The sequence below is a fragment of the Caulobacter rhizosphaerae genome (genome assembly GCF_010977555.1).
Lineage (GTDB): Bacteria > Pseudomonadota > Alphaproteobacteria > Caulobacterales > Caulobacteraceae > Caulobacter > Caulobacter rhizosphaerae.
On record NZ_CP048815.1, the window covers coordinates 2693941 to 2717867 of the forward strand.

A 23927-nucleotide genomic window follows, 5' to 3' on the forward strand; every position below is an offset into this window, starting at 1 on the left:
GAAAGCCCCCATTCGCGCCCGCCGTAAACGAGTTATTTTCTGGGACGGGCCAAAGAAAAACGGCGCGGATTGCTCCGCGCCGTTTCCGATAGTTCAAGCTACTGAAGCGTTTAGGCCTCGTAGTGGTCGCCTTCGAACGAGCCGGCGCCGCCTTCCGCCATGTCTTGGGCGGCTTCGGCGTCAGCGGCGCGGTCTTCCTCGAACTGAGCGGCGATGACGTTTTCGCCGCGCGCTTGGCGGTCGGCTTCGTCCTGGCTGCGCGCGATGTTGAGCGTGACCGTGACGGTCACTTCCGCGTGCAGCTTCACCTTCACTTCGTGGACGCCCAGCGTCTTGATCGGCTTGTCGAGCACGATCATCGAGCGATCGACCTTGCCGCCTTCGGCCTTGATGGCGTCGGCGACGTCGCGACCCGCGACCGAACCGTACAGCTGGCCGCTTTCGCCGGCTTGACGGATCATCACGTACTGCTTGCCGTCGAGGCCTTCACCGGCCTTGCCGGCGTTCTCGCGGTTCTTGACGTTGCGAGCTTCGATCTCAGCGCGCTGAGCTTCGAAGGTCTTCAGGTTGGCCGAGTTGGCGCGCAGGGCCTTGGAGCGCGGCAGCAGGAAGTTACGGGCGAAGCCGTCCTTCACGGTGACCACGTCGCCGAGGACGCCGGTGCCTTCGACGCGTTCGAGCAGAATGACTTTCATCGTGGTGTCTCCCTTACTTCACGACGTAGGGGAGCAGAGCCAGGAAGCGGGCGCGCTTGATGGCCTTGGCCAGTTCGCGTTGCTTCTTGGCCGACACCGCGGTGATGCGCGACGGCACGATCTTGCCGCGTTCGGAGACGTAGCGCTGCAGCAGCTTCACGTCCTTGTAGTCGATCTTCGGCGCGTTGGCGCCCGAGAACGGGCAGACCTTGCGGCGACGGAAGAACGGGCGGCGGGCGCCGCCAGCGCCGGCGGCGGGAGCGCCGGCTTCGGGAGCAGTGGTATCGGTCATGATCTCTCTTCTCCCTTACGCGGCCGGCGCGAAATCGTCGCGCGGGCGCTCGCTGCGCTCGCCACGTTCGCGGTCGCGACGGGCCAGAACCGGCGACAGTTCCAGGTCCAGCTCTTCGACGCGGATGGTCATGAAGCGCAGCACGTCTTCATTGATCAGCAGCTGACGTTCCATCTCCTTCACGGCCGCGGCCGGAGCGTCGATGGCGAGCAGGGAGTAGTGGCCCTTGCGGTTCTTCTTGATGCGGTAGGTGAGATTGCGCAGGCCCCAGTATTCGATCTTGGCGATATGACCGCCATTTTCTTCCAGGAGAGCCTTGAGTTGCTCGTTCAGAGCTTCGGCCTGTTGCGGCGAGATGTCCTGCCGCGCGATGACCACGTGTTCGTAGAACGCCATGTTTTCCTTCTTCCGGCTTGGAAGGCGGCGCGGGCGACGGCGGAAGTCCGTCGACCACGATGGATCCTGCATGCCGAGCGGGAAATCCCGACCCATAGGGCTGCGTGCAAGACCGCCATCCGTGAGAGGGCGCGCTAATACAGGAAAGGGCCCGCCAGCACAAGTCGCGGCGCGGGCTTGCATCCTCAGGTGGTTCCGGGCGAAGTTGAGGCTTGACTGTCAGGGGCCGCCATCATGAAGCGTCTAACCATTCTCGCCGTCGCCGCGGCCTTGTGCCTGGCGGGCGGCGCGGCCCAGGCCCGGCAGGCCTCGCCGCCGCCGGCGGCGGTCGCTTCCAAGGCCACGCCCGAGACGCGGGCCCTGGCGGCGCGCTATTTCGAGGCGATCCACTACGACAAGCTGCTGAGCCAGATGATGGACCAGATGGTCCCGATGATGATGGAGTCGATGCGCAAGCAGGCGCCGTCGATGACCGACGAGCAGAGCCGCGCGCTCAGCGAGACCGTTCTCGAGACCACGCGCGAGATGACCGGCAAGATGAAGGCGCCGATGGTCGACGCCATGGCCGAGGTCTTCACCGAGCAGGAGCTGCGCGATCTCGTGGCCTTCTACGAAGGACCTTCGGGCCAGGCCCTGATCGCCAAGACGCCCGAGCTCACCCAGAGGATGATGGGCCAGATGCCGGGCATGATGGCCGAGATGCAGGTCAAGATGCGCGAGAGGCTGTGCGCCAAGATCGGCTGCGACAAGGCCGCCGCGCCATCCAAGCCCTGACGCCGCCTGGAAAACGGGCGGACGAACAACTGTCATACAAATTTGACCGTGCAAGGCTTCAGCCTTTCGCCGCCCTGTGCTATCGGGCGGTCATGGGGTGCAGGACGACCTTCCTGATCGCGGCCTTGCTGACGGTCGCCGCCGCGCCGGCGACGGCGGGCGACATCGTGCGCAAGCCGGACCTGGCGGTCTGGGGCGCCGACGGTCATTTCCAGGGCTATTCGGCCGCCCAGACCCTGGACCTGTCGACCGACGCCGAGAAGGCGACCTTCACCGCCAAGGTGGCTGGCGGGCTCAATGACCCCACCTACAACTTCGACCTCAACCTGAACCAGAAGCCGGACGAGCACGCCGCTCCCAATCGTACGATGGGGGTCGGCGCATCCTGGAACGCCCGTGAGGCTGCGATTCGCTCGTCCCTGGCCCGCTCGTTCGGCTTCGGCCTGCTGCCCAAGGCCAACTACGTGCGGCTGTCGATGGACATGAACGCCAGCCAGCCGGTCTATCTGCGCGGCCGCACGCCGGTCACCCGCGCCAACGTACGGTCCGAGCTGACCCTGGACGGCCGCCCGGTCGCCTCGATCGCCGTGGGCGGCGGCACCCAGGGCGACGAGGGCGTCGATTTCAGCCTGACCCGGCCGTTCGACATCCCCGCCGAGTTCACCGTCAGCCTGCGGGCCGCCGACGAGCGGGTCCAGGACGGCCGGCTGATGGTCAAGCTGGTCCGCACCACCTGGTAGGTCTTCAGGCGGCGTCGGCCGCCGGCCCCGCGACCGCTCGCCCGGGACGCCGCACGGCCTGGGCGAACCGTTCCAGATAGCGGGGGTTCTCGGTGCCCATCATCCGGTCCCACCAGGTGAAATAGAGCCCGTAGTTCCATCCCGCCTGGGCGTGATGCAAGTCGTGGTGCGTGACGGTCGTCAGCCAGGGCAGCAGCGGGCGGCCGTCGCGCGTGGCCGGAAACAGCTCGTAGCCGCTGTGGCCCAGGGTGTTGCGGACGATCTGGTGCAGCATGAACAGGCCCGCGACCGGCCACTGGGTTGGCACGATCAGCATCCATAGCGGCACGAACAGCGCGTTGATCGCCGCCTCGCCCAGGTCGAAGCTGTAGGCGGTGAACGGCGAAGGGCTGTTGGACCGGTGATGGCGGCGGTGAAAGGTCCGGAACAGCCGCCGGTCGTGGATCAGCCGGTGCGTCCAGTAGAACCAGGCGTCGTGGGCGACGATCATCAGGACCAGGCTGGTCCAGAACCACACCGGCCCCAGTTCGCGGGCGATGTGGGGGCCGGGCATCAGGCCGGCGCGGAACAGGCCGAAATTCAACAGGCCGATGGTCGAGAAGATCATGATCGAGCGGATCGAGGTGGCGAACTCGATCAGCAGCTGGCGAGCGGGTGGGCGCCCCTCGCGGATTTTCCGGCCGGCCAGGGGCGCGGCCAGGACGATCCAGAGCGCCAGCCAGACGCCGACGGCGAAGATCACGTAGCGACTCACGTCCGTGAAGGCGGCGCTCAGCCAGCTTTCGGCGAAGGGGAGAAGAGAAGACAGCATGGCGTTTCCTCGGAAGGGGTGGCGTCCCGAGGAAGGCGCGGCGGCGGCCGTGTCGTCGCGCCGATCGCGAAATCAGACCGACTTGTCGGCTTTCGACGCGGGATCGGCGGTTTCGACCAGTCGCAGGCGGGCCGACACGGAGGTCGGAGCAGGCGTCCTGGTCGCGCGCCATTCCGAGGGGGTGACCCCGGTCGCGGCGCGAAAGGCGCGGTTGAAGGGCCCGAGGGACGCGAAGCCCAGGTCGTAGGCGATGGTCGAGATCGACTTCAGGGCCAGGTCGGGGGCGGCCAGGGCGCTCTTGGCCGCCTCGATCCGGCGGCTGTTGACGTAGTCGGCGAAGTTGCGATGGCCCAGCACGCCGTTGATCAGCCGACGCAGGCGGTGCTCGGGCGCGCCGACCAGAGCCGCCAGGGCGGTGATCGACAGGTCTTCGCCGCGCCAGACTTCCTCCACATCCATCGCGGTCTCCAGCCGGGCCAGCACCAGACGGTCGGCCGGGCCGAGATCCAGGGCCTGGCCGCCGGCGAGCGGCGCGATCCGGCCGCTGGTCGATCCGGCTTCGACCAGAAGGGGCTCAGGCCGCAGCAGGATGACCGCGCCGGCGACGGCCAGCGTCGCCAGCACCAGGGCCTGGGGCAATCCCCAGGCGTGAAACCAAGGCAGGCCGGTGACCCAGGCCACGTCCTGGGCGCTGAGCAGCAAGATATAGCCGGCCGCCGCGATCATCACCGGGCCGCGCAGCCGTCGGCGCTCATTGACCAGGTCGCCGCGCCAGCCCCGCCAGATGACCAGCAGCGCGTGCAGCACCAGACCCGCCGAGGCCAGGTTGAACAACAGCCAGAACGGCTTGCAGATCGCTTCGGGCAAGGCGCGGGCGAGGCCCCACAGGGCCACCAGCCCGACAGCCGGCCACAGCCGGTGCGGCGAGAAACGCTGCTCGTCGGCGAAGAGGGCGTAGGCCAGGGGCCAGAACAGGCCGATGGTCGCCACCGACGCGGCCCAGATCAGCGGGTCGGGATGGCCTGTCCGGCCGGGCTGGCAGCTGTCGATGACGTGGGCGACGGCGCACAGGAAGAACAAGCCGCCGACCCAGCGCAGGGGCGTGGGCCGTCGGTCCAGCGCAAGCGCCAGGCCAGTGACGCCGAAGCCGCCGACGGCGACGCCACGGACCAAGGTTTGAAGAAAGACGAGGTCGGCCATGGCTCCGATCCTAGTCGAAACACGGGCGAACCGATCCGGTTCGCCCACGCCGTTTTCGAAGGAGGTTGGTCGAAATCTACTTCTTCCGGCCCTTGTAGGCCTTCACCGCCTCCATCGTCTGGGTGACGTGGCCCTGGAAGTTCAGGTCGCTGTAGGCCAGCAGGATCTTGCCGCCCGGCGCGATCACATAGGAGGTGCGATTGGACAGGTTGTCCTTCATCGGCAGCACCACGTCGTAGGTCTTGATCAGGTCGGCGTTCGCGGCGGCCACCGCGAACTTGTCGCGGCAGTGCTCCTTGGAGAAGTCCTTGATGCGGTCGACATTGCCGCCCGTGACCCCGATCACCGTCGCGCCCAGTTTCTCGAACTGCGGGGTGGCCTCGGCGAACTCGTGGGCTTCGGCCGTACAGCCCGAGGTGTAGGCGGCCGGGAAGAAGTACAGCACCACCGGACCTTTCTTCAGCGCCTTGGACAGGGTGAAGCTGAAGTCCTTGCCGGCCAGGGCGGCGGGGGCGGTGAAGTCGGGCGCCTTGTCACCGACCTTGAGGGCGGCCAGGGCGGGGGAGGAGGCCACGAGGGCGGCGCAGAGGGCGAGACCGGTGAGCAGGCGTTGCATGGGTGGACTCCAGGGGAAGGCGGCGGCGCAGCCAGCTGCGTCATGATTTCAATAACGCCATTCTTCCGGCTTCCAAACGTCAACCTGCGCCCTTAAGTCGGAAAGCAGAACGGGAGGCGACCATGGCGCTCGGCGAGACGGAAATCCCAACCCTGGCGGCCTGGGCGGGTGGGCCAGAACGCTTCCGGGCGCTGTTCGACGCGTTCTACGCCGCCGTGCCCGACCATCCGGTTCTGGCGCCGGTGTTCGCCGGCATGAACCCGCGCCACGCCGAGCACGTGGCCGCCTTTGTCACCGAGGTGTTCGGCGGCCCCAAGGCCTATACCGAGGCCGGCGGCGGCCACGCCGCGATGATCGGCCATCACCTGGGGCGTCACCTGACCGAAGAGCAGCGCCGCGCCTGGGTGTCGCTGATGCTGGACATCGCCGACGCGGTCGGCCTGCCGGCGGATCCGGAGTTCCGCGCCGCCTTCGTCGGCTATCTGGAATGGGGCACGCGGCTGGCGGTGATCAACTCGGCGCCCGGGGTTGAAGCGCCCACGGACGACCCGCCGATGCCGGTCTGGGGCTGGGGACCGCCGGGCGGGCCCTGGCTGGGCTGAGAGGCGGTCGACCGTCGCGCGCGGTCTCCCGTCATGGTAGAAGCGGAGGCAGGCAGACGGAGTCGCTCGAATGCGCGGCGCGATCCTTTCCAAGACGGTTCTGGCCCTGACCCTGCTGACGGCGACTGGAGCTCAGGCGGGGACACCGACGGTCCGCGGCTTTCGGCCGCCGCCGTCCTCACGGGTCGCAATCCCTTTCACGCCGCGTCCGGTAACGCCGCGTCCGGTAACGCCGCGACCGGTTCCCGTCGCCGCCCGGACGCTGCACTGCCCCAAGCCGCCGCCCCAGCCGCCGGTTTCGGTCAGCCTTCCCAAGCCGGACCACAACAAACGGACCATGAGGCTGGTCCAGCAGAACATCGCCATGATGGCGGCCATGCGCGCCGCCGAGACGCCGCGTCGCTGCGATCCGTCATGGAGCGCCAGGAAGCTGGCGCGCAAGGGCTGTGCGCCGGCCGCGCGCCCGTCCGAACCCGTGTTGGACCTGGGGCCGCCGGCCCCGCTCGCCCCCGCAACGGTCGTGGCGACGGCTTCGGAGCCCGCCGCCGGCCAAAACTGATCCTTGCCCGTGGCGCGGCGATCCCATAACCCTCCCGCCCTTGGATTTATAACGACGGAGCGGGCCCATGAGCATCGCCTTCATCTTCCCGGGGCAGGGCAGCCAGACGGTCGGCATGGGCGCCGACCTCGCCCAGGCCTTCGCCGCCGCCCGTGAGGTCTTCCAGGAGGTCGACGACGCCCTGGGTCAGAAGCTGTTCAAGCTGATGAGCGAGGGGCCGGAAGGCGACCTGACCCTGACCGAGAACGCGCAGCCGGCGCTGATGGCGGTCAGCCTGGCCGTGACCCGGGTGCTGGAGCGCGAGTTTGGCGTCGGGATCGACAAGGCCGCCTTCGTGGCCGGCCACAGCCTGGGCGAATACAGCGCCCTGGCCGCCGCCGGCGCGATCACCCTGGCCGACACCGCCCGCCTTCTGAAGTTGCGCGGCCAGGCCATGCAGCGCGCCGTGCCCGTGGGTGAGGGGGCCATGGCCTCGCTGATCGGCCCCAAGACCGACCTGGCCCTGGCCGAGGCCGCCGCCGCCGCCGGCTCGGAGGTCGGCGTCTGCGTCGTGGCCAACGACAACAATAACGGCAACGTGGTGATCTCGGGCGCCAAGGCGGCCGTCGACAAGGCCATCGAGAAGGCCAAGGAGCTGGGCGCGCGGGCCATTCCGCTGAACGTCTCGGCCCCCTTCCACTGCCCGCTGATGCAACCGGCCGCCGACGAGATGGAAGAGGCCCTGGCCCGAACCACGATCGTCGCCCCGCGCGCCCCGCTGGTGGCCAATATCACCGCCGCCCCGGTCCATGATCCCGACGTCATCCGCAAGCTGCTGGTCGAGCAGGTCACTGGCCGCGTGCGCTGGCGTGAGAGCATGACTTGGCTGGCCGGCGAGGGCGGCGTCACCCGCTTCGCCGAGGCCGGCGCGGGCAAGGTGCTGTCGGGCATGGCCAAGCGGATCGCCCCGGACGCCGAAGCCGTTCCCCTGAACAGCCCGGCCGACCTCGAAGCGTTCGCCAAGTCGCTCTAGCATCAACGGCCTGCGTCGTCCTCGTCCTTCGACAAGCTCAGGATGAGGACGATGGCGCGGGCGGTTCGTTTGAAACCCTCGTCCTGAGCCTATCGAAGGACGAGGGTTTCATCCACCATCCTCCGGACGGAGAATTCAAATGTTCGATCTCACCGGCAAGACCGCCCTCGTCACCGGCGCCACGGGCGGCATCGGCGGGGCCATCGCCAAGGCCCTGCACGGCCAGGGCGCCCACGTCGTGCTCTCGGGCACCCGCGAATCAGCGCTCTCGGATCTGGCCGCCCAGTTCGGCGAGCGGGTGTCGTTCGTCGCCGCGAACCTGTCGGACGCCGCCGCCGTCGACGGCCTTGTCGCCAAGGCCGAGGAGGCCGCCGGCGCGCCGCTCGACATCGTGATCGCCAACGCCGGCATCACCCGCGACGGCCTGATCGTCCGCATGAAGGACGAGGACTGGGACACCGTGATCAAGGTGAACCTGGAAGGCTATTTCCGCCTGTCCCGCGCCGCCGCCAAGGGCATGATGAAGCGCCGGTCGGGCCGGATCATCGGCATCACCTCGATCGTCGGCGTCACCGGCAATCCGGGCCAGACCAACTACGCCGCCTCCAAGGCCGGCATGATCGGCTTTTCCAAGGCCCTGGCCCAGGAGCTGGCCAGCCGCAACGTCACCGTCAATTGCGTGGCGCCCGGCTTCATCGCCAGCCCCATGACCGACGCCCTGAATGAGCAGCAGCGGGCCGGAATCCTCTCGACCATTCCCGCCGGCCGGCTGGGCGAGGGGAGCGATATCGCCGCCGCGTGCGTTTACCTGGCCAGTGACCAGGGCGGCTACGTCACGGGTCAGACCTTGCACGTCAACGGCGGCATGGCCATGATCTGACGGGCCGTCTTTTCCTGGGCTCCGCGCCTTTCTGCTTGGAAAGACGAAAGCCCACATTTCTGACCGGACGTGCCGCTAGTCACTCGAAAAAGAACGTGATAGGCGGTGGCCCGACAATTCCCGTGGGTGGTGAAGGGTTCGCCCCCGTCTCCTGCGGAACTGCAAAGATTCAAAACGAGGGACTAACAGAATGTCCGACATTCTCGAGCGCGTGCGTAAGATCGTCATCGAGCACCTGGACGCCGATCCGGAAAAGGTCACCGAAAAGGCCAGCTTCATCGACGACCTGGGCGCCGACAGCCTCGACAACGTCGAGCTGGTCATGGCGTTCGAAGAAGAATTCGACATCGAAATTCCGGATGACGCCGCCGAGCACATCCAGACCGTCGGTGACGCCGTGAAGTTCATCACGGAAAAGACCGGCGCCTAAGGCGTCGGGTTCGCGCCATTTTTCGCGAACAGGACTATCAGCCGCCGCGTCGCACGGGCTCTTGCCATCGTGCGCGCGGCGGTTTTCGTATGTGGCCGAGATTCGAGGTCGGGGGGCTGTCCGAGTCGTCAGCATCCCCCATATGACCGCGATGCGAAGGTTGGGAGTGATCCATGCGTAGAGTTGTCATTACCGGACTTGGCCTCCTGACCCCCCTGGGGCAGGGCGTCGACGTCACCTGGAAGAACATCCTGGCCGGCAAGTCCGGCGCGAACCGCATCTCGGCCTTCGACCCGACCGAATACGCCTGCCAGGTGGCCTGCGAAGTGCCGCGCGTCGATGGCCGCGGCGGCGGCGGTCCGGACGTCGAGGGATCGTTCAATCCCGACCTGACCATGAGCCCGCGCGACCAGAAGCGCGTCGATGACTTCATCCTGTACGGCATCGCCGCCGCAGATGAGGCCGTGAAGGATTCGGGCTGGGTCCCGGAAACCGAGGAAGACAAGTACCGGACCGGGGTGATCCTGGGCTCCGGCATCGGCGGCCTGTCGACGATCGCCGACACCGCCCTGGAGCTGGAAGCCAAGGGCCCGCGGCGGGTCAGCCCGTTCTTCATCTCCTCGGCCCTGATCAACCTGATCTCGGGCCAGGTCTCGATCCGCTACGGCTTCAAGGGGCCCAACCACGCCGTGGTCACCGCCTGCGCCACTGGCGCCCACGCCATCGGCGACGCCACCCGGCTGATCAAGTACGGCGACGCCGACGTGATGATCGCCGGGGGGGCCGAGGCCGCGGTCTGCAAGGTCGGCATGGCCGGCTTCATCGCCTGCCGCGCCGTCTCCACCGACTGGAACGAGACGCCGGAAAAGGCTTCGCGGCCCTATGACAAGGACCGTGACGGCTTCGTGATGGGCGAGGGCGCCGGCGTCGTCGTCCTGGAAGAGTACGAGCACGCCAAGGCCCGCGGCGCCAAGATCTATGCCGAGGTGATCGGCTACGGCCTGTCGGGCGACGCCTATCACATCACCGCCCCGTCGGAGGACGGCGATGGCGGCTTCCGCGCACTCTCGGCGGCGGTCAAGGACGCGGGCATCTCCCCGTCGGAGATCAATTACGTCAACGCCCACGGCACCTCGACCATGGCCGACGGCATCGAGGCCGGGGCCGTCGAGCGCTTCCTGGGCGATCACGCCAAGAACGTGGTGATGTCGTCGACCAAGTCGATGACCGGGCACCTGCTGGGCGCGGCCGGCGCGATCGAGGCGATCTTCTCGGTCCTGGCCATTCGCGACCAGATCGCTCCGCCGACCATCAACCTGGACAATCCGGACGTGAACGTCGCCATGAACCTGGCGCCGAACAAGGCCGTGCCGCACAAGATCGACGTGGCGGTCTCCAACAGCTTCGGCTTCGGCGGCACCAACGCCTCGGTCGTGTTCCGCAAAGTCTCGTGAGCCGCAAGCCCTCGCCAACAGGCCGCGCCCCACGCCCGGCGCCGAAGAAGACGGGGGCTCCCCGCAAGGCCAATCCGCGCCGGCGCGAGACCGCGCCGGTCGGACGCCGCATCGCGGCCATGGGCACTGGGCTGCTGACCATGCTGGGCTTGGCCGCCGTGTTGGTCGTACTGGGCGCGGTCTGGATCTATCAGGGCCCGGGCCCGGCCGCGCGGTCGGGCGACCAGACCACGGTGGTCCTGCGGCGCGGGGCCAGCCTGCCCGAGATCGCCTCCAGCCTGGAGCAGGCAGGGGTGATCCGCTCGTCCTCGCTGTTCCTGACCGCCGCCCAGACCACCGGCGCGGCGCGCAGGCTGAAGGCCGGCGAATACGAGTTCGCCTCGCGCGCCTCGTTGCGCCAGGTGCTAGCCAAGATCCGTGACGGCAAGATCGTCCGCCACCAGGTGACCATCGCCGAGGGCCTGACCTCCGACATGGTGGTCGACATCCTGATGCGGGCCCCCGAGCTGACCGGCACGGTGCCGACCCCGCCAGAGGGCTCGATCCTGCCCGAGACCTACCAGGTCCAGCGCGGCGAGGACCGGGCGGCGGTGCTGCAGCGGATGATGGACGCTCGCGACGAGGTGCTGGACCGCCTGTGGGCCCAGCGCCAGCCGGGCCTGCCGTTCGCGACGAAGGAGGAGGCCGTGACCATGGCCTCGATCGTCGAGAAGGAAACGGCCCTGGCCCGCGAGCGGCCGCACGTGGCGGCGGTGTTCATCAACCGCCTGCGCCAGGGCGTTCGCCTGGGCAGCGACCCGACGATCATCTACGGCCTGACCCGCGGGCGGCCGCTGGGCCGGGGCATCCTGCAGTCGGAACTGCAGCGACAGACGCCCTACAACACCTACCTGATCGAGGGCCTGCCGCCGACCCCGATCGCCAACCCGGGCAAGGCCGCCCTGGCGGCCGTGCTCAATCCGATGAAGAGCAACGACCTCTATTTCGTGGCCGACGGCACCGGCGGCCACGTCTTCGCCTCGACCTACGAGGCGCACGAGCGCAATGTCGCCAAGTGGCGGCAGGTCGAGCGGTCGAAGGCGGCGGCCCAGGCCGGCGTTGCAGGGGCCGCGAAGAGCCCGTCGAATCTCTAGGGAGCGATGATGGCGCTGTCAGGCATGACCGGCTTCGCCCGCGTCGAAGGCTCGCATGGGGCCTGGTCGTGGGCGGTGGAGGCGCGCAGCGTCAACGGCCGCAACCTCGAGACCCGCTTTCGCGGCCCGCCGGGCTTCGACGCCCTGGACCGCGCCGCCCGCGACGGCGCCCAGGCTCGCTTCCAGCGCGGCCAGCTGACCGTCAACCTCCAGGCCAAGCGGGCGGAGGCCCAGGCCGCCGTGCAGGTCAATGTCGAGGTGCTGGAGCGCTATCTGAAGGCCGGCGCGCCCTATGTGGCCACCGGCATGGTCGGCAAGCCCACGCTCGACGGCCTGCTGGCCCTGCGCGGCGTGATCGACGCCCGCGAGGAGGACGAGGCCGCCGAGGACCGGGCCGAGGTGGAGGCCGCCATGGCCGCCACGATCGGCCAGGCCCTGGACGGCTTGAAGGCGGCGCGGCTGGAGGAGGGGGCCGCCGTGGCTCCGATCCTGACCGGCGCCGTCGACCGCATCGAGGCCCTGACCCTGCTGGCCTCGCACGAAGCAGCCGGCCAGCCGGCCGTGCTGCGGGAACGCTACGCCCGCAAGCTGACCGAACTGATCGGCGAGGCGGCGTCGGAAGAGCGCATCGTGCAGGAAGCCGCCGCCATGGCCGTGAAGGCCGACGTTCGCGAGGAACTGGACCGGCTGTCCAGCCACGTGGCCGCCGCCCGCGCCCTGCTGGCCGCCGATGCGGCCGCCGGCCGGCGTCTGGACTTCCTGTCGCAGGAGTTCATGCGCGAGGCCAACACCCTTTGCAGCAAGTCGGCCCTGACGGCCCTGACCACGCACGGCCTGGATCTGAAGGCCACGATCGAGCAATTCCGGGAACAGGTTCAGAATGTCGAATAATCCGCATGGACGCACCCGCGGCCTGCTGCTGATGGTCGTGGCCCCGTCGGGCGTGGGCAAGACCTCGCTGACCCGCCGCCTGGTGGCCGACCACAACGACCTGCACCTGTCGATCAGCGCCACCACCCGCGACCCGCGTCCGGGCGAGCACGACGGCCGCGACTACCACTTCGTCAGCCACGACAAGTTCCAGGCCATGATCCAGGACGACGCCTTCCTGGAATGGGCCGAGGTCTATGGCAACCACTACGGCAGCCCGCGCGCGCCGATCATGGAGGCGCTGGACCGCGGCGAGAGCGTGCTGTTCGACATCGACTTCCAGGGCGCGATGAAGGTCCACAAACAGGCCGGCGAGGACAGCGTTCTGGTCTATATCCTGCCGCCGTCGCTGGCCGAGATGAGCCGCCGCCTGCACGCCCGCAGCCAGGACAGCGAAGAGGTCATCCACCGCCGCCTGGCCCGCGCCAAGGACGAGGTCGCGGCCTGGGAGCAGTTCGATTACGTCATCCTCAACGACGACTTCGACAAGGCCTATTCGGACCTGGCCCACATCTACCACGCCGAACGCCAGAAGCGGGTCCGCAACCCGTGGATCGGCAATCTGGTGGGGGATCTGCTGAGGGAAGAGATCTAGCGGACGAGGGCGGCTTCCGATCCTCTCAGAGGTGCAAAGACCAAGGGGCTCCCCACCAGGCGCCAGGCATCGCGCTCGGCCTCGGTGCATCTTGGTCTACTTTGGCGCGCAAATCTTGAGGTTAAGGCCCTATACCGGCTGGCTCCTTACCGCTTCTGTCGTAAGCTCGCTGCTCAAGGGGATGCCCGGTGAGAAACAAGGCGTCAGCATATGCCCTTGCATGCCTGGTGGGCGCGACGGCGGTCGCACCCATCAGCGCTCACGCTCAGTTCATTCCGCCGGCCGGATATAGTGGCGGCGCATCGGGACCGGGTGTTGCGCCGCCATCGGACTCCAGCGCGCCACTACTCGTGCAGATCCCCGATACAGCCGTGTCTGGTCTGATCCATGTTGATCCGGCCTATAAACGCGGCGTAGCTGCCGGCCACGCCAAGGTCGTGGGCGCGTTCGCCGTCGCTGAATCCACTAAAGCTCACGTCGTTGCTGCCTGGTCGCCTGGTTTTCTGCCCGTGACGCTCTCGTTCAGCGATGGCCGGTGCTATTCGCTCCAAGCCGATTATTATGGAGGCGCGCTCTCCAATGGCCGGTTGAACAGGGTTGGCTGCGAGGGACAACAAAAGTCCGAAGACCCGGCCTCCACCCCACAGCTTTCCGGTCACTCACTGCGATTTATTGGGGCCGCTTGGGGGTACGCGGCCTGGGCCGATGAGGGGCCGAAGATAACCACCATCACGGCGCCCGGAGCGACGACCTTCAAGCCGCTTTTTACGGCTCAAATGGAGACGATCGCCATCATGGCGATGAATGGCCCCGATTGGCCTGGCGGCAACGTGACCCTGGTTGGCAAAATCAACGGTCGCCTCACCGTCGTGACGCTGGAAGTCGGCTACTGACGTCCAAACCCCGGACGTTCAATCGGCCATCATTTGCGGGAACCGGCTAGCCCATCACCGCCCGCGCCAGCGCCTGGAAGCCCGCCACGTCGATGGTCTCGGCCCGCGCGTCCGGATTGATCCCCGCCTTCTCGCACAGCGCGGCGCCGCCCAGGCCCTTGAGGCTGGAGCGCAGCATCTTGCGGCGCTGGCCGAAGGCGGCGGCGGTGACCTTCTCCAGGGCCGCGACCAGCGCCTTGTCGGGCGCGGGCTCCAGCGGGACCAGCCGCACCACGGCCGAGGCCACCTTGGGCGGCGGGGTGAAGGCGCGGGCCGGCAGGTCCATGACCACCTTGGCGCTGCAGACGGTCTGTGACACCACGGCCAGGCGGCCATAGGCGTCGTCGTCGACGTCGGCGGCGATCCGGTCGGCGACCTCCTTCTGGAACATCAGGGTCATCGACAGCGGCCGGAAAGGGCCGGTCAGCCAGTTGATCAGCAGCGGCGTGCCGACGTTGTAGGGCAGGTTGCTGACCATGTGGGCCGGGCCGCCGGCGAGGGCGGCCATGTCGACCTTCAGGGCGTCGCCTTGGATGATCGTCAGTCGGCTGTCGGCGGCGGCGGAGAGCTCTTCCAGCAGCGGGATGAACCGCTTGTCCATCTCGACCGCCACGACCCGCGCGCCGGTCTCCAGCAGGGCTCGGGTCAGACCGCCGGGACCGGGACCGACCTCGATCACCACGTCCCCTTCGCCCACGCCGGACAGGCGGGCGATCTTGCGGGTGATGTTCAGGTCCAGCAGGAAGTGCTGGCCGAAGCTCTTGTTGGCCAGCAGGTCGTGCTCGGCGAGAACCTCGCGAAGCGGCGGCAGATCGGCAAGTGTGGGCGACGTCATGGTGGGGTGCTCTGGTTTGCCGGTCTTGGACCGCGATCCTCGTCCCCCAAAACTATCTTGGCGACAAGCTCAGGATGAGGATTTCTACTGAACGACCTTCGCCATAGCCCTCATCCTGAGCTTGTCGAAGGACGAGGGCTGTTCACTGTCGTCAAAAGTTCGATCGGAATCGTTCAGGCGATCGAGCGCCGGTCGGCGATCTCGGCGGCCAGACGGATGGCGGCGATCAGGCTGTCGGCCCGGGCCAGGCCCCGGCCGGCGATGTCGAACCCCGTACCATGATCGGGCGAGGTGCGCACGATGGGCAGGCCGAGGGTGACGTTCACCCCGGCCCAGAAGTCCAGCATCTTGACCGGGATCAGCGCCTGATCGTGATACATGCACAGCACCGCGTCGTAGGTGGCGCGGGCCTCGGCGTGGAACAGGCTGTCGGCGGGGGCAGGGCCGCGGACCTGAACGCCCAGGTCGCGCAGGACCCGCACCGCCGGCTCGATGATCGCGTTTTCCTCGCCGCCCAGGGCGCCCGCTTCGCCGGCGTGCGGGTTGAGAGCCGCCACCGCCAGGCGCGGAACCGCGATGCCGAAGTCCTTGCGCAGGGCCTCCACCGTCACCAGGCCGGCATTGACGATCGCCTCGATCGACAGGGCGGCGGGCACGGCCGACAGCGGCGTGTGGATGGTCACCAGGGTGGCGCGCAGGTCGCGGGCCGCCAGCATCATGATCGGGCCATGCGGCGCCTGGCGCTGGCCGACATGGGTCAGCTCGGCCAGGAATTCGGTGTGGCCTGGAAAAGCGAAGCCGGCGTCGTACAGCGGCGCCTTGGCTATGGGGGCTGTGACCAAGCCCGTCACCGCCCCCGACAGGGCCAGGCCCGCCCCGGTCTCGATCCAGCGGATCACCTGGGCGGCGTGGGCGCTGGAGGGCTTGCCGGCCACCACGGGCGCCTGCAGCGGGATGTCCAGGACGGGCAGGGCCTGGCCGAACACCTTGATCGCCTCGACCGGCCCGGTGACGGCGCGGACCTTCACGCCGCCGCCGGCCGAAGCCAGCAGCTGGGCGTCGCCCACCACCATGAAGCTCGGCCCTTCCGCGCGCAGGGCCGACCAGGCCTTGGCGATGATCTCCGGCCCGATGCCGGCCGGATCGCCTGCGCTCAGGGCGAGGGCCGTGGTCTTCACCGGGTCTCGATGGTCGCCGAGTTGCGCAGGTCTCGCAGATAACGTTTGGAGATCAGCGCAAGCTGTTGGCCGCGCAGGCGGTTTTCGATCTGGTCGTGCGTTGGAGCTTGAGCGCCGGACTGGCGCTTGCCGCAGACGGCGATCAGGTGCAGGCCGGCGTCGGTGCGGATCGGGTCGGAGACTTGGCCGACCTTGAGGGTGTTGGCGGCTTCCTGGAAGGCCGGCGCCAGGTCGGTGATCTCGGCCTCGCCCAGATCACCGGCCACCACGCCCTCGATCTTGCCGGCGGTGGCCTCGAGGGTTTCGCAGCTGGTGATCTTGGGCTTGAGGTCGACGAGCAGCTTCTGGGCGGCGTCGACCTGGGCCTGGGGGGCGTCCTTGGGCAGGGCCACGGCGATCTGCTTGAGGTCGACCAGGGCCGTCTTCGCGCCCGAGCGCTTCTCGCGCAGATAGACGATGTAGACGCCGTCGCGCACCGGGATCGGGGCCGACAGCTGGCCGGGACGCAGCTGCTCGAGCGCGGCGTCGACCTCGGGCGGCATTTCGCCCGGGCTGACCCAGCCGGCGTCGCCGCCGTTGGCCGCCGTCGGCGAGGCCGAGAACTGGCGCGCCACGGCCGGGAAGGGCGCGCCCTGTTGCATCTGGGTGACCAGCTGCTTGGCGCCGTTGAGGGCCACGTCCATGCCGCCGACGCGCCCAGCGTCGATGAACACTTCGCTGACCTGGTACTGCGGCTTGCTGGCGGCTTCGGCCTGGCGGCGCTCGAAGGCCTTGATCTGGTCGTCGCCGATTCGCAGGCGCGAACCGTAGCGACCGCTGATCCAGGCCTGCCAGCTGCTGTCGGCGCGGATCTGGGCCTTCCAGGTGTCGATCCCGACGCCTTGGGACTGCAGCTGCTGGGTCAGCTGGGCCGCGGTCATGTTGTTGCCCTTGGCGATGTCCTCGATCTGCTCCTCGACTTCCTTGTCGGTCGAGATGATCGTGATCTTCTGGGCCTTCTCGACCCGACGCAGCTCCTGCATCTGGACGTGCTCGTCAATCAGCGAGCGCAGGGCCTCCTGCTCCAGTTGCGGCAGGTTCTCCTGGGTCGGCTGCAGGCCGGACGTCACCATCAGCAGGCGCATGCGCTGCATCAGGTCGTAGCTGGAGATGATGTCGTCGTTGACGACGGCGGCGACGCTTTCCGACAACGGATTGGCGCGCGCGGCGGCGGCCGGAGCCGCCGGCGCGTCCACGACGGGGGGCGCCGCGGGCGCCGCCTCTTGAGCCACGGCGGGCAGGCCGAGGCTCGCCACGGTCAAGGCGAGGATGGAAGCGGTGCAGGCCGCCAGTTTCGTCACGCTACGCGCAGACCGCATCGGTATTGTCGTTCCTCTAGACGCGTCCAAAGGAAGGCGCGCGCTTGATCGCGCGTCCCCCGACGCGGTGACATTCTAATCGCTGTACAGTGTGTCGCCCAATGTGGCGAGCGTTAGGCGCAGGACCACCGACTCATTTGACTTCAACTTCAAGCCGTTGACGGTCTGGGTGTAGCGGTCCTCGTTTTGATAGATCAGGTCGAGGCGGACACAGTCATCCTTGTAGTAGACGCCCAGGTCGCGACGGGTCCAGGACCACTTGCTGTCGTTGGCCGGCAAGCCGAAGGTGCGGGCGTCCTGATAGGACAGGCGACCCAGGGCGGTCACGCCCCAGTTCTCGCGGATCATGTAATCGCCGACGAAGTCCAGGTTTTCCTGGCGGAAGCCGGTCGTGTCCTTGTTGTCCTTCAGGTAGCGCAGCGAGGCGAAGCCGCGGGCGAGGGAGGCGTCGAGGCCCGCTTCCAGGCGGTTGAGCTTGCTGGTGTCGTTGTCGAAGCGGGCGCGCGTGAAGGCGGTGACCCCGCGGATCGGCGTGACCGTGGCCGCCACGATCCAGTCAGAGGCCTTCTGGTCCAGCCCAGCCCGGGTCGGCATCAGCGGATCGACCTTGGTGCGCAGGCTACGGCCGAGCAGGACGCTGCCGCCCCGGCCGTCGGCGAACTTCACCGTCGCGCGGCCGCCGACGTTCATGCGCGTGCCGCCTTCGTAGAGGTCGAAGCCGGGCGACTTGTTGACGTCGAACAGGTTGGTCTCATCCAGTTCGAAGTTGGTGCTGTCTTCGTTGAAATAGATCGGATTGCCGGCGGGGTCGCGGGCCACGACGATCGGCACTCGCGAACTGTCGGACCCCGCCGCCAGTTGGACGAGGGGCTCGAGCACCACGCTGCCGCCGTTCTTCAGCGGCTTGAAGAACGGCATGCTCAGATCGACGCCGGCGACGCCCAGCCCGCGCGAATAGTCGATGTTGGTGGTCCGGTCGCCCGCGACCGTGGCGGCAGGCGGCAGGAAGACGTCGCTGACGCGATAGGTGTCGCCACGCGCCTGGGCGAACGGTTCGACGCGCAGGCCTGAACCCAGGGTCAGGCTGCCGCGCCAGTCGGCCTTGAGCGAACCGCGGACGGAATCCACGCCGTCCTCGCCCTTGTAGGCGGGGTAGGCGTAGGGCGGCTCGCCGAACTGCGATTCCGAGCGGGTCAGGACCACGCCCGAGCCCTGGACGCGAAGGCGGCCGCCCAGGATGGGCGACTCCGGCTCCCAGCGTCCCTCGACCATCGGCCCGATCAGCGGGAAGGCGCCGCTGTTCTCGAACCGGTTCGCCAGGCCCGCGGAGCTGACCTGGACGACCCGCAGGCCCTGCACCGAGATCATTGAGGCCGACAGATAGGACCGATCCGATTGCCGGGTCGTATAGATCTGCGACATCAGGCGATGGTCGTCGGCCGTGAACTGGCCGCGCTGGGCGTAGACGTCGCTGATGTCGTAGTCGTCGAAGATCAACGCCTGCGAAGCCCGCTCGGCGGTGAAGCCCCATTTCCAATGGTTGTCGATGTCGAACAGGCCCTTGGCCAGGATGTAGCTCTTGGCCGTCGCCTCGCCGAAGCGGTCGCCGTGGTTGTCGAAGTCCTTGTCGTAGGTGGCTCCGACGCGCGCCTCGACGTAGCCCGAATAGAACCGCTTGCGGTACTGGGCTTTCAGGAACGGATTAACTTTCGTGTTGAATTGAGGGGTTACGACGACATCCTGAGACGGCGACAGCACGAACAGATAGGGCTGTTCATAGACCAGCCCCCGCTTCTTCGAGACGCCGATCTTGGGCACCAGGAAGCCCGAGCGGCGCTCGGTCTGGGGATCGGGGTGCCAGAACACCGGCAGGTACATGAGCGGCGCGCCGAACACCCGGATGGTCGCACCGTGGTAGTAGACCAGATGGTTGTTCTTGTCCTGGACCACCTTGTCGGCCTGGATGCTCCAGGTCGGCTTGGGCTTTTCGGCGCAGACTTCGCAAGGCGTGTAGATGGCCTTGTTCAGCTCGGTGATCTGCTCGTTGCGGCGCACGGCGCTGTCGGCCGCGATCTTGATGTTCTTGTCCAGGCGGGCCGAGAAGCCGCGGGCGAAGCCGGCCTTCAGGTCCTTGTCCATGGTCATGTCGTTGGCGAATTCGGCGGTGCCGTCGGCGTTGATCAGCGTCACGTGACCGTGGGCGGTGACCACCTCGGTCTTGGTGTCGTAGACCACCTCGTCGGCGCGCAGGGTGCGGCCCTGGTAACGCGCCTCGACGTCGCCGCGGGCGATCATCTTCTGATTGGCGTCGTCGCGGATCAGGAGATCGGATTCCAGGTAGTAGCCGGTGTCGCCCAGGCCGTCGTCGACGGCCGGCGCGGGCGCGGGGGCGGCCGGAACCGTGGCGAGCGGCTGCTGCGCCTGCGCGGAAGCGGCGAGGGCGAGCCAAGCCGCTCCGGCCAGCAGGACCGCGCGGCCCTTTTCTTTCGCGCCCCAGCGAAGCTCCATCATCAAAGTCCTCGATCCCGGCGACACAGACTCAACCATCCTCGGTATAGCAAAGCAGCGTCAGACCCGCCAAAAGCGCCACGATCGGCGGGGTCCACGCCGCCATGGCCGGCGTCAGCACGTCGGCCTTGCCCAATGCGCCACACAGCTCGTTAAAGAAGAAGAAACCAAAGCCCAAGGTTACGCCCGCGCCAGCCAGGCCCGCCAGTCCGCCCAGCCGCATCAGGCGCAGCGAGAAGGCGGCGGCCAGCACCGACATGGCGGCGAACAGCAGCGGCGTGGCCAGCACCTGCTGCAGCCGCAGGCGGAACGGGATCGACGAAAATCCCGCCGCCTCGGTGCGCTTGATGGTCTCGGGCAGCAGCCAGACGGCGATGGCCTGAGGATTGTTGAATCGCTCCGACGCCGTGCGGTCGTCCAGATTGGACGGCATGGTGTAGGTTTCCGATCGGATCGCCCCGGCGCCCGGCATGGCCACGCGCACCCCCGACAACCGCCAGAAGCCGGGCTCCAGCCGAGCCTCGTCGGCCTCGATCCGCTGCGCGAACTGCAGGGAGCCGTCGGGCTGCACCGCATAGACGAACAGCGAAACCCCCCGCAGCCGGACCGCGCCTTCCACCTGGTCGCGCGCCCGGGCGCGAATGACCACCTGGGTCTTCTCGTCGCCCTGACGCAGCCACAGGCCTTTGGGGGCCGACTTCAGATAGCTTTCCATCAGCGCGTCGCGCGAGGTCTCGAACTGGGCGCTCATCGCCGAGGTCAGCGGATTGAGCAGGGTCAGGGTGAGCAGGCCCATGATGAAGGCGGCGATGGCGGCCGGCATGATGAAGCGCCAGGCCGAGACGCCGGCCGCCCGCATGGCGATCAGCTCGCTGCGCCGATTCAGCCCGACGAACGCGCCCAGGGTCCCGAACAGGAAGATGAAGGGCGTCAGCACCAGGATCGTGGCGGGCGCCTGCAGCACCGTCAGGAACAGCAACTGGGTGAAGCCGACGTCCGCTCGGGTGCCGACGTTCTTGGAGATGTCGACGAAGGCGATCAGCATGACCAGCACGGCGACGACCGCCAGGGCGGCCGCCAGGCCGGCCAAGGTCTTCCTGAGCACATAGCGCTCGATCATGCCGACGCCGATCATGGGGCCCCCAGCGGCTGGAGGGCGTCGTGCGCGCCGATGGCGATGTAGCGGGACACCTTCTGGCGGAAGATCTGTCGCAGGCCCCACCAGATCGCCGCCAGCGGCACGGCGTACTGCAGCGGATTGAGCCAGACGTCGTTGTCGCAGGCGGCCTTGACGCCGAAGCCCACGATCTGGACCAGGGCGGCGGCCGCGCCGACCATGGCGATCCGTCGGCCATAGCCCATGCGGCTGAACGATCCGCCGATCACGGCCGCCACGGCCATCGACATCATGGCCAGATTGTAGAGCGGGCTGGCCAGGCGCCAGTGGCCTTCGGACAGTAGCTTCTCGCGGTTCTGCTGCTCCCATTCCTGGGTCAGGTCAGGGAAGAACAGCTCGTGCGGGTAGCGATCGCCGATCTTGTAGTGCAGCAGCTCGTCGCTCTGGAACAGCGAACTGAGGTCGAAGGTGTATTCGTCCCACGACAGGTACTGCAGCACGCCGGAGCTGGAGAACTCCTGGTTGGAGCCCTTGCGCAGGACCAGCACCGGCAGGCCCTTGCGCTCGGCGATGACGCCTTCGCGGGCGGTGTAGGTGACGGCGCCGCCATTGGCCTTTTCCTGGTGGATGAAAAGGTTGTGGATGATCTGGTCGCGGTCGATCGTCTGGGCGTAGACCGTCAGGCCCGGACCCGGTTCGGTGAACTCGCCCGGGCGCACCAGGGTCGAGGCCAGGTCGGACTTGATGTCGAAGAAGGTCTCGCGAATCGCCCGCGAGCTCCACGGCGCCGCCCAGAGGCTCATGACCAGCGACAGCAGGGTGGCGAACACGGCCAGGCGCATGGCCGGCGAGATCACGCGCCAGCGACTCATGCCGCCGGCGAAGCAGACCACGATCTCCTGTTCCGTATGCAACCGGTTCAGGGCCACGAGCGTGGCCACGAACAGGGCGATCGGCAGAATCATGCTCAGCAGCTGGGGCAGGGCCAGGGCGATGATCTTCAGGAAGACCATGCCGCTTTGGCGCTGCTCGATCAGGACGTCGAACTCCGACAGGCTGCGCGCCAGCAGGGCGAGCGCTACCAGGGCCAGCGTCGCCAACAGCGTCGGGCCCAGCAACTGGCGGAAAAGATAGCGTTCGATCAGGCGCATCGACGTGGGGACGGGGACCGAGGGGGACGGGAAGCGGCGGAGTCGCGCGGCGCGCCCCCAGGGAAGGGTTCCTTCTACACGGCGTGTTCGCGTGCGCACAACCGCTCAAGTCAGGCGGAAAAGCGGCGCTGGTCCGGGCGGCGCCGAGGGCCCCGACGATTGGTGCTTTTCTTCGGTCCGGGTTTGGGTCAATCCAACAAGCTGAAGGTCCTGCTAGGGCTCCATCGGTCATCAGGAGCGCGTCATGCGTATCGAGTTCGTCACCGCCGACACCCAGGCCGGCGCCAACGCCGCCCTGGCGGTCCTGGCCTATGAAGCCGCCGCCCTTTCGCCCGAGGCCAAGGCCGTCAACGAGGCGACCGGCGGGGCCCTGGCCCGCGCCGTCGCGGGCGGCCGCTTCACCGGCGCCAAGGGCCAGACGCTGGACCTGGTCGCTCCCGCGGGCCTTGAGGCGGCGCGCGTGCTGCTTGTCGGGATCGACGGCGACGGCGCCTTCGAGCCGGAGGCGGTCGAACTGGCCGCCGCCCACGCCTTCCAGGCCCTGAAGGCCTCCGGCGTCACCGAACTGGTGCTGAAGCTGGGCGGCGGCGACGCCGAGACGGCCGCTCGCGCGGCCTTCGGCGTCAAGCTGGCGGCCTATCGTTTCGACCGCTACCGCACCACCGAAAAGGCCGAGAAGAAGCCCTCGGTGAACGTGGTCAAGGTGGCCGCCGCCGATCCGGCCAAGGCCGGCAAGGCGTTCGCCTCGCTGGAAGCCGTCGCCGACGCGATCCTGTTCAGCCGCGACCTGGTTTCCGAGCCGGCCAACATTCTGCATCCGGAAGAATTCGCCGCCCGCGTGAAGGGTCTCGAGAGTCTGGGCCTGGAGGTCGAGGTCCTGGGCGAGGCCGAGATGGCCAAGCTGGGCATGGGCAGCCTGCTGGGCGTGGGTCAGGGCAGCCGGCGCGAAAGCCAACTGGTGGTGATCAAGTGGCTGGGGGCGTCCGACAAGTCGGCCCAGCCGGTGGCCTTCGTCGGCAAGGGCGTCACCTTCGACACCGGCGGCATTTCGATCAAGCCGGCCGACGGCATGGAGGACATGAAGTGGGACATGGGCGGCGCGGCCGCCGTGACCGGCGTCATGCACGCCCTGGCCGGCCGTAAGGCCAGGGTCAACGCCATCGGGATCCTGGGCCTGGTCGAGAACATGCCCGACGGCGCCGCCCAGCGCCCCGGCGACGTGGTCACCTCGATGTCGGGCCAGACCATCGAGGTCATCAACACCGACGCCGAAGGCCGCCTCGTGCTGGCCGACGCCCTCTGGTACTGCCAGGACCGCTTCAAGCCCAAGTTCATGGTCGACCTGGCCACCCTGACGGGCGCGATCATCATCTCCCTGGGTCATGACCTGGGTGGTTTGTTCAGCAATAACGACGGCTTGTCGGAGAAACTTCTCGCCGCCGGCAAGGCCGAGCGCGAGCCGCTGTGGCGCATGCCGATGCCCGCGTCCTACGAGAAGCAGATCGAAAGCCCGATCGCCGACATGAAGAACATCGGCGGTCGCCCGGCCGGCTCGATCACCGCGGCCCTGTTCCTGCAGAAGTTCGTCAACGGCGTGCCGTGGGCCCACCTGGACATCGCCTCGGTGGCCTGGAAGAAGCCCTCGACCGATCCCACCGTCCCGGACGGCGCCGTCGGCTTCGGCGTGCGCCTGCTGAACCGCCTGGTGGCGGACGCCTACGAAGGTTGA

At 68.0% G+C, this 23927-nt stretch carries 25 protein-coding genes; 13 read left to right on the forward strand and 12 right to left on the reverse strand.

Annotated elements, in window-relative coordinates; all coding sequences use genetic code 11:
• Window positions 1–110: 110 nt before the first annotated feature.
• From rplI to rpsF, 3 genes are read right to left on the reverse strand one after another with little or no spacing between them, the layout of a single operon-like run.
• Window positions 111–695, reverse strand: coding sequence for a 50S ribosomal protein L9 (gene rplI / locus G3M57_RS12460; RefSeq protein WP_035077031.1), 585 nt, complete (start codon window positions 693–695; stop codon window positions 111–113).
• 13 nt (window positions 696–708) lie between these two features.
• Complete coding sequence (gene rpsR / locus G3M57_RS12465) at window positions 709–987, reverse strand: 30S ribosomal protein S18 (protein WP_019848089.1); 279 nt, start codon at window positions 985–987, stop codon at window positions 709–711.
• A 15-nt stretch (window positions 988–1002) separates the two neighbouring features.
• Window positions 1003–1383 (reverse strand): 30S ribosomal protein S6, encoded by a 381-nt coding sequence (gene rpsF, locus G3M57_RS12470; RefSeq protein ID WP_012286543.1) that lies wholly within the window; start codon window positions 1381–1383, stop codon window positions 1003–1005.
• A 234-nt stretch (window positions 1384–1617) separates the two neighbouring features.
• Between rpsF and G3M57_RS12475 the strand changes: the two genes are divergently transcribed.
• Window positions 1618–2157, forward strand: a complete 540-nt coding sequence (locus tag G3M57_RS12475) for a DUF2059 domain-containing protein (RefSeq protein WP_163230870.1) — start codon at window positions 1618–1620, stop codon at window positions 2155–2157.
• A 92-nt stretch (window positions 2158–2249) separates the two neighbouring features.
• The gene (locus G3M57_RS12480) at window positions 2250–2897 is read left to right on the forward strand and encodes a hypothetical protein (RefSeq protein WP_056751056.1); all 648 of its coding nucleotides are present in this window, start codon (window positions 2250–2252) and stop codon (window positions 2895–2897) included.
• Window positions 2898–2901: 4 nt separating this feature from the next.
• Here the strand turns inward: G3M57_RS12480 and G3M57_RS12485 are convergent, their stop codons facing one another.
• From G3M57_RS12485 to G3M57_RS12495, 3 genes are all read right to left on the reverse strand, one after another.
• A complete protein-coding gene (locus tag G3M57_RS12485) occupies window positions 2902–3708 on the reverse strand; it encodes a sterol desaturase family protein (protein WP_056751054.1) in 807 nt (268 codons plus the stop codon).
• 72 nt (window positions 3709–3780) lie between these two features.
• Window positions 3781–4908 (reverse strand): helix-turn-helix domain-containing protein, encoded by a 1128-nt coding sequence (locus G3M57_RS12490; protein WP_163230872.1) that lies wholly within the window; start codon window positions 4906–4908, stop codon window positions 3781–3783.
• Window positions 4909–4984: 76 nt separating this feature from the next.
• Window positions 4985–5524 (reverse strand): peroxiredoxin, encoded by a 540-nt coding sequence (locus G3M57_RS12495; protein ID WP_056751050.1) that lies wholly within the window; start codon window positions 5522–5524, stop codon window positions 4985–4987.
• Window positions 5525–5646: 122 nt separating this feature from the next.
• Between G3M57_RS12495 and G3M57_RS12500 the strand changes: the two genes are divergently transcribed.
• From G3M57_RS12500 to G3M57_RS12545, 10 genes are all read left to right on the forward strand, one after another.
• Complete coding sequence (locus tag G3M57_RS12500; RefSeq protein WP_163230874.1) at window positions 5647–6126, forward strand: group II truncated hemoglobin; 480 nt, start codon at window positions 5647–5649, stop codon at window positions 6124–6126.
• 70 nt (window positions 6127–6196) lie between these two features.
• Window positions 6197–6685 (forward strand): hypothetical protein, encoded by a 489-nt coding sequence (locus G3M57_RS12505; protein ID WP_163230876.1) that lies wholly within the window; start codon window positions 6197–6199, stop codon window positions 6683–6685.
• Between the two features lie 67 nt (window positions 6686–6752).
• Window positions 6753–7697, forward strand: coding sequence for an ACP S-malonyltransferase (gene fabD, locus G3M57_RS12510; RefSeq protein WP_163230878.1), 945 nt, complete (start codon window positions 6753–6755; stop codon window positions 7695–7697).
• 139 nt (window positions 7698–7836) lie between these two features.
• Window positions 7837–8577 carry a 3-oxoacyl-[acyl-carrier-protein] reductase gene (gene fabG / locus G3M57_RS12515; RefSeq protein ID WP_056751037.1) on the forward strand — a complete coding sequence of 247 codons (741 nt, stop codon included), beginning with the start codon at window positions 7837–7839 and terminating at the stop codon, window positions 8575–8577.
• A gap of 190 nt (window positions 8578–8767) precedes the next feature.
• Entirely contained in the window at window positions 8768–9007 is a 240-nt protein-coding gene (locus G3M57_RS12520; protein ID WP_007672577.1) for an acyl carrier protein, read from the forward strand.
• A gap of 173 nt (window positions 9008–9180) precedes the next feature.
• Window positions 9181–10461: a beta-ketoacyl-ACP synthase II gene (gene fabF / locus G3M57_RS12525; RefSeq protein WP_163230880.1), complete on the forward strand. Its 1281-nt coding sequence runs from the start codon at window positions 9181–9183 to the stop codon at window positions 10459–10461.
• A complete protein-coding gene (gene mltG, locus G3M57_RS12530; RefSeq protein WP_373287654.1) occupies window positions 10458–11594 on the forward strand; it encodes an endolytic transglycosylase MltG in 1137 nt (378 codons plus the stop codon). Before fabF ends, mltG begins: the two co-directional genes overlap by 4 nt.
• A 9-nt stretch (window positions 11595–11603) precedes the next feature.
• Window positions 11604–12485: a YicC/YloC family endoribonuclease gene (locus G3M57_RS12535; protein WP_056751567.1), complete on the forward strand. Its 882-nt coding sequence runs from the start codon at window positions 11604–11606 to the stop codon at window positions 12483–12485.
• Entirely contained in the window at window positions 12475–13119 is a 645-nt protein-coding gene (gmk, locus tag G3M57_RS12540) for a guanylate kinase (protein ID WP_056751030.1), read from the forward strand. The genes G3M57_RS12535 and gmk overlap by 11 nt, the downstream gene beginning before the upstream one ends.
• 371 nt (window positions 13120–13490) lie before the next feature.
• Window positions 13491–14012 (forward strand): hypothetical protein, encoded by a 522-nt coding sequence (locus tag G3M57_RS12545; RefSeq protein ID WP_156402072.1) that lies wholly within the window; start codon window positions 13491–13493, stop codon window positions 14010–14012.
• 46 nt (window positions 14013–14058) lie between these two features.
• Here the strand turns inward: G3M57_RS12545 and rsmA are convergent, their stop codons facing one another.
• From rsmA to lptF, 6 genes are all read right to left on the reverse strand, one after another.
• Complete coding sequence (gene rsmA, locus G3M57_RS12550) at window positions 14059–14886, reverse strand: 16S rRNA (adenine(1518)-N(6)/adenine(1519)-N(6))-dimethyltransferase RsmA (protein WP_163230882.1); 828 nt, start codon at window positions 14884–14886, stop codon at window positions 14059–14061.
• A gap of 173 nt (window positions 14887–15059) precedes the next feature.
• A complete protein-coding gene (gene pdxA / locus G3M57_RS12555) occupies window positions 15060–16064 on the reverse strand; it encodes a 4-hydroxythreonine-4-phosphate dehydrogenase PdxA (protein WP_056751025.1) in 1005 nt (334 codons plus the stop codon).
• On the reverse strand, window positions 16061–17422 hold the full coding sequence (locus tag G3M57_RS12560; RefSeq protein WP_056751021.1) for a peptidylprolyl isomerase: 1362 nt from the start codon (window positions 17420–17422) through the stop codon (window positions 16061–16063). Before G3M57_RS12560 ends, pdxA begins: the two co-directional genes overlap by 4 nt.
• A 75-nt stretch (window positions 17423–17497) precedes the next feature.
• Window positions 17498–19933 (reverse strand): LPS-assembly protein LptD, encoded by a 2436-nt coding sequence (locus tag G3M57_RS12565; RefSeq protein ID WP_156402071.1) that lies wholly within the window; start codon window positions 19931–19933, stop codon window positions 17498–17500.
• Window positions 19934–19961: 28 nt separating this feature from the next.
• Window positions 19962–21065 carry an LPS export ABC transporter permease LptG gene (lptG, locus tag G3M57_RS12570; protein WP_056751015.1) on the reverse strand — a complete coding sequence of 368 codons (1104 nt, stop codon included), beginning with the start codon at window positions 21063–21065 and terminating at the stop codon, window positions 19962–19964.
• Complete coding sequence (lptF, locus tag G3M57_RS12575; protein ID WP_056751012.1) at window positions 21062–22198, reverse strand: LPS export ABC transporter permease LptF; 1137 nt, start codon at window positions 22196–22198, stop codon at window positions 21062–21064. Before lptF ends, lptG begins: the two co-directional genes overlap by 4 nt.
• A gap of 244 nt (window positions 22199–22442) precedes the next feature.
• Here lptF and G3M57_RS12580 point away from each other — a divergent pair, with 244 nt between their 5' ends.
• Window positions 22443–23927, forward strand: coding sequence for a leucyl aminopeptidase (locus tag G3M57_RS12580; protein WP_163230884.1), 1485 nt, complete (start codon window positions 22443–22445; stop codon window positions 23925–23927).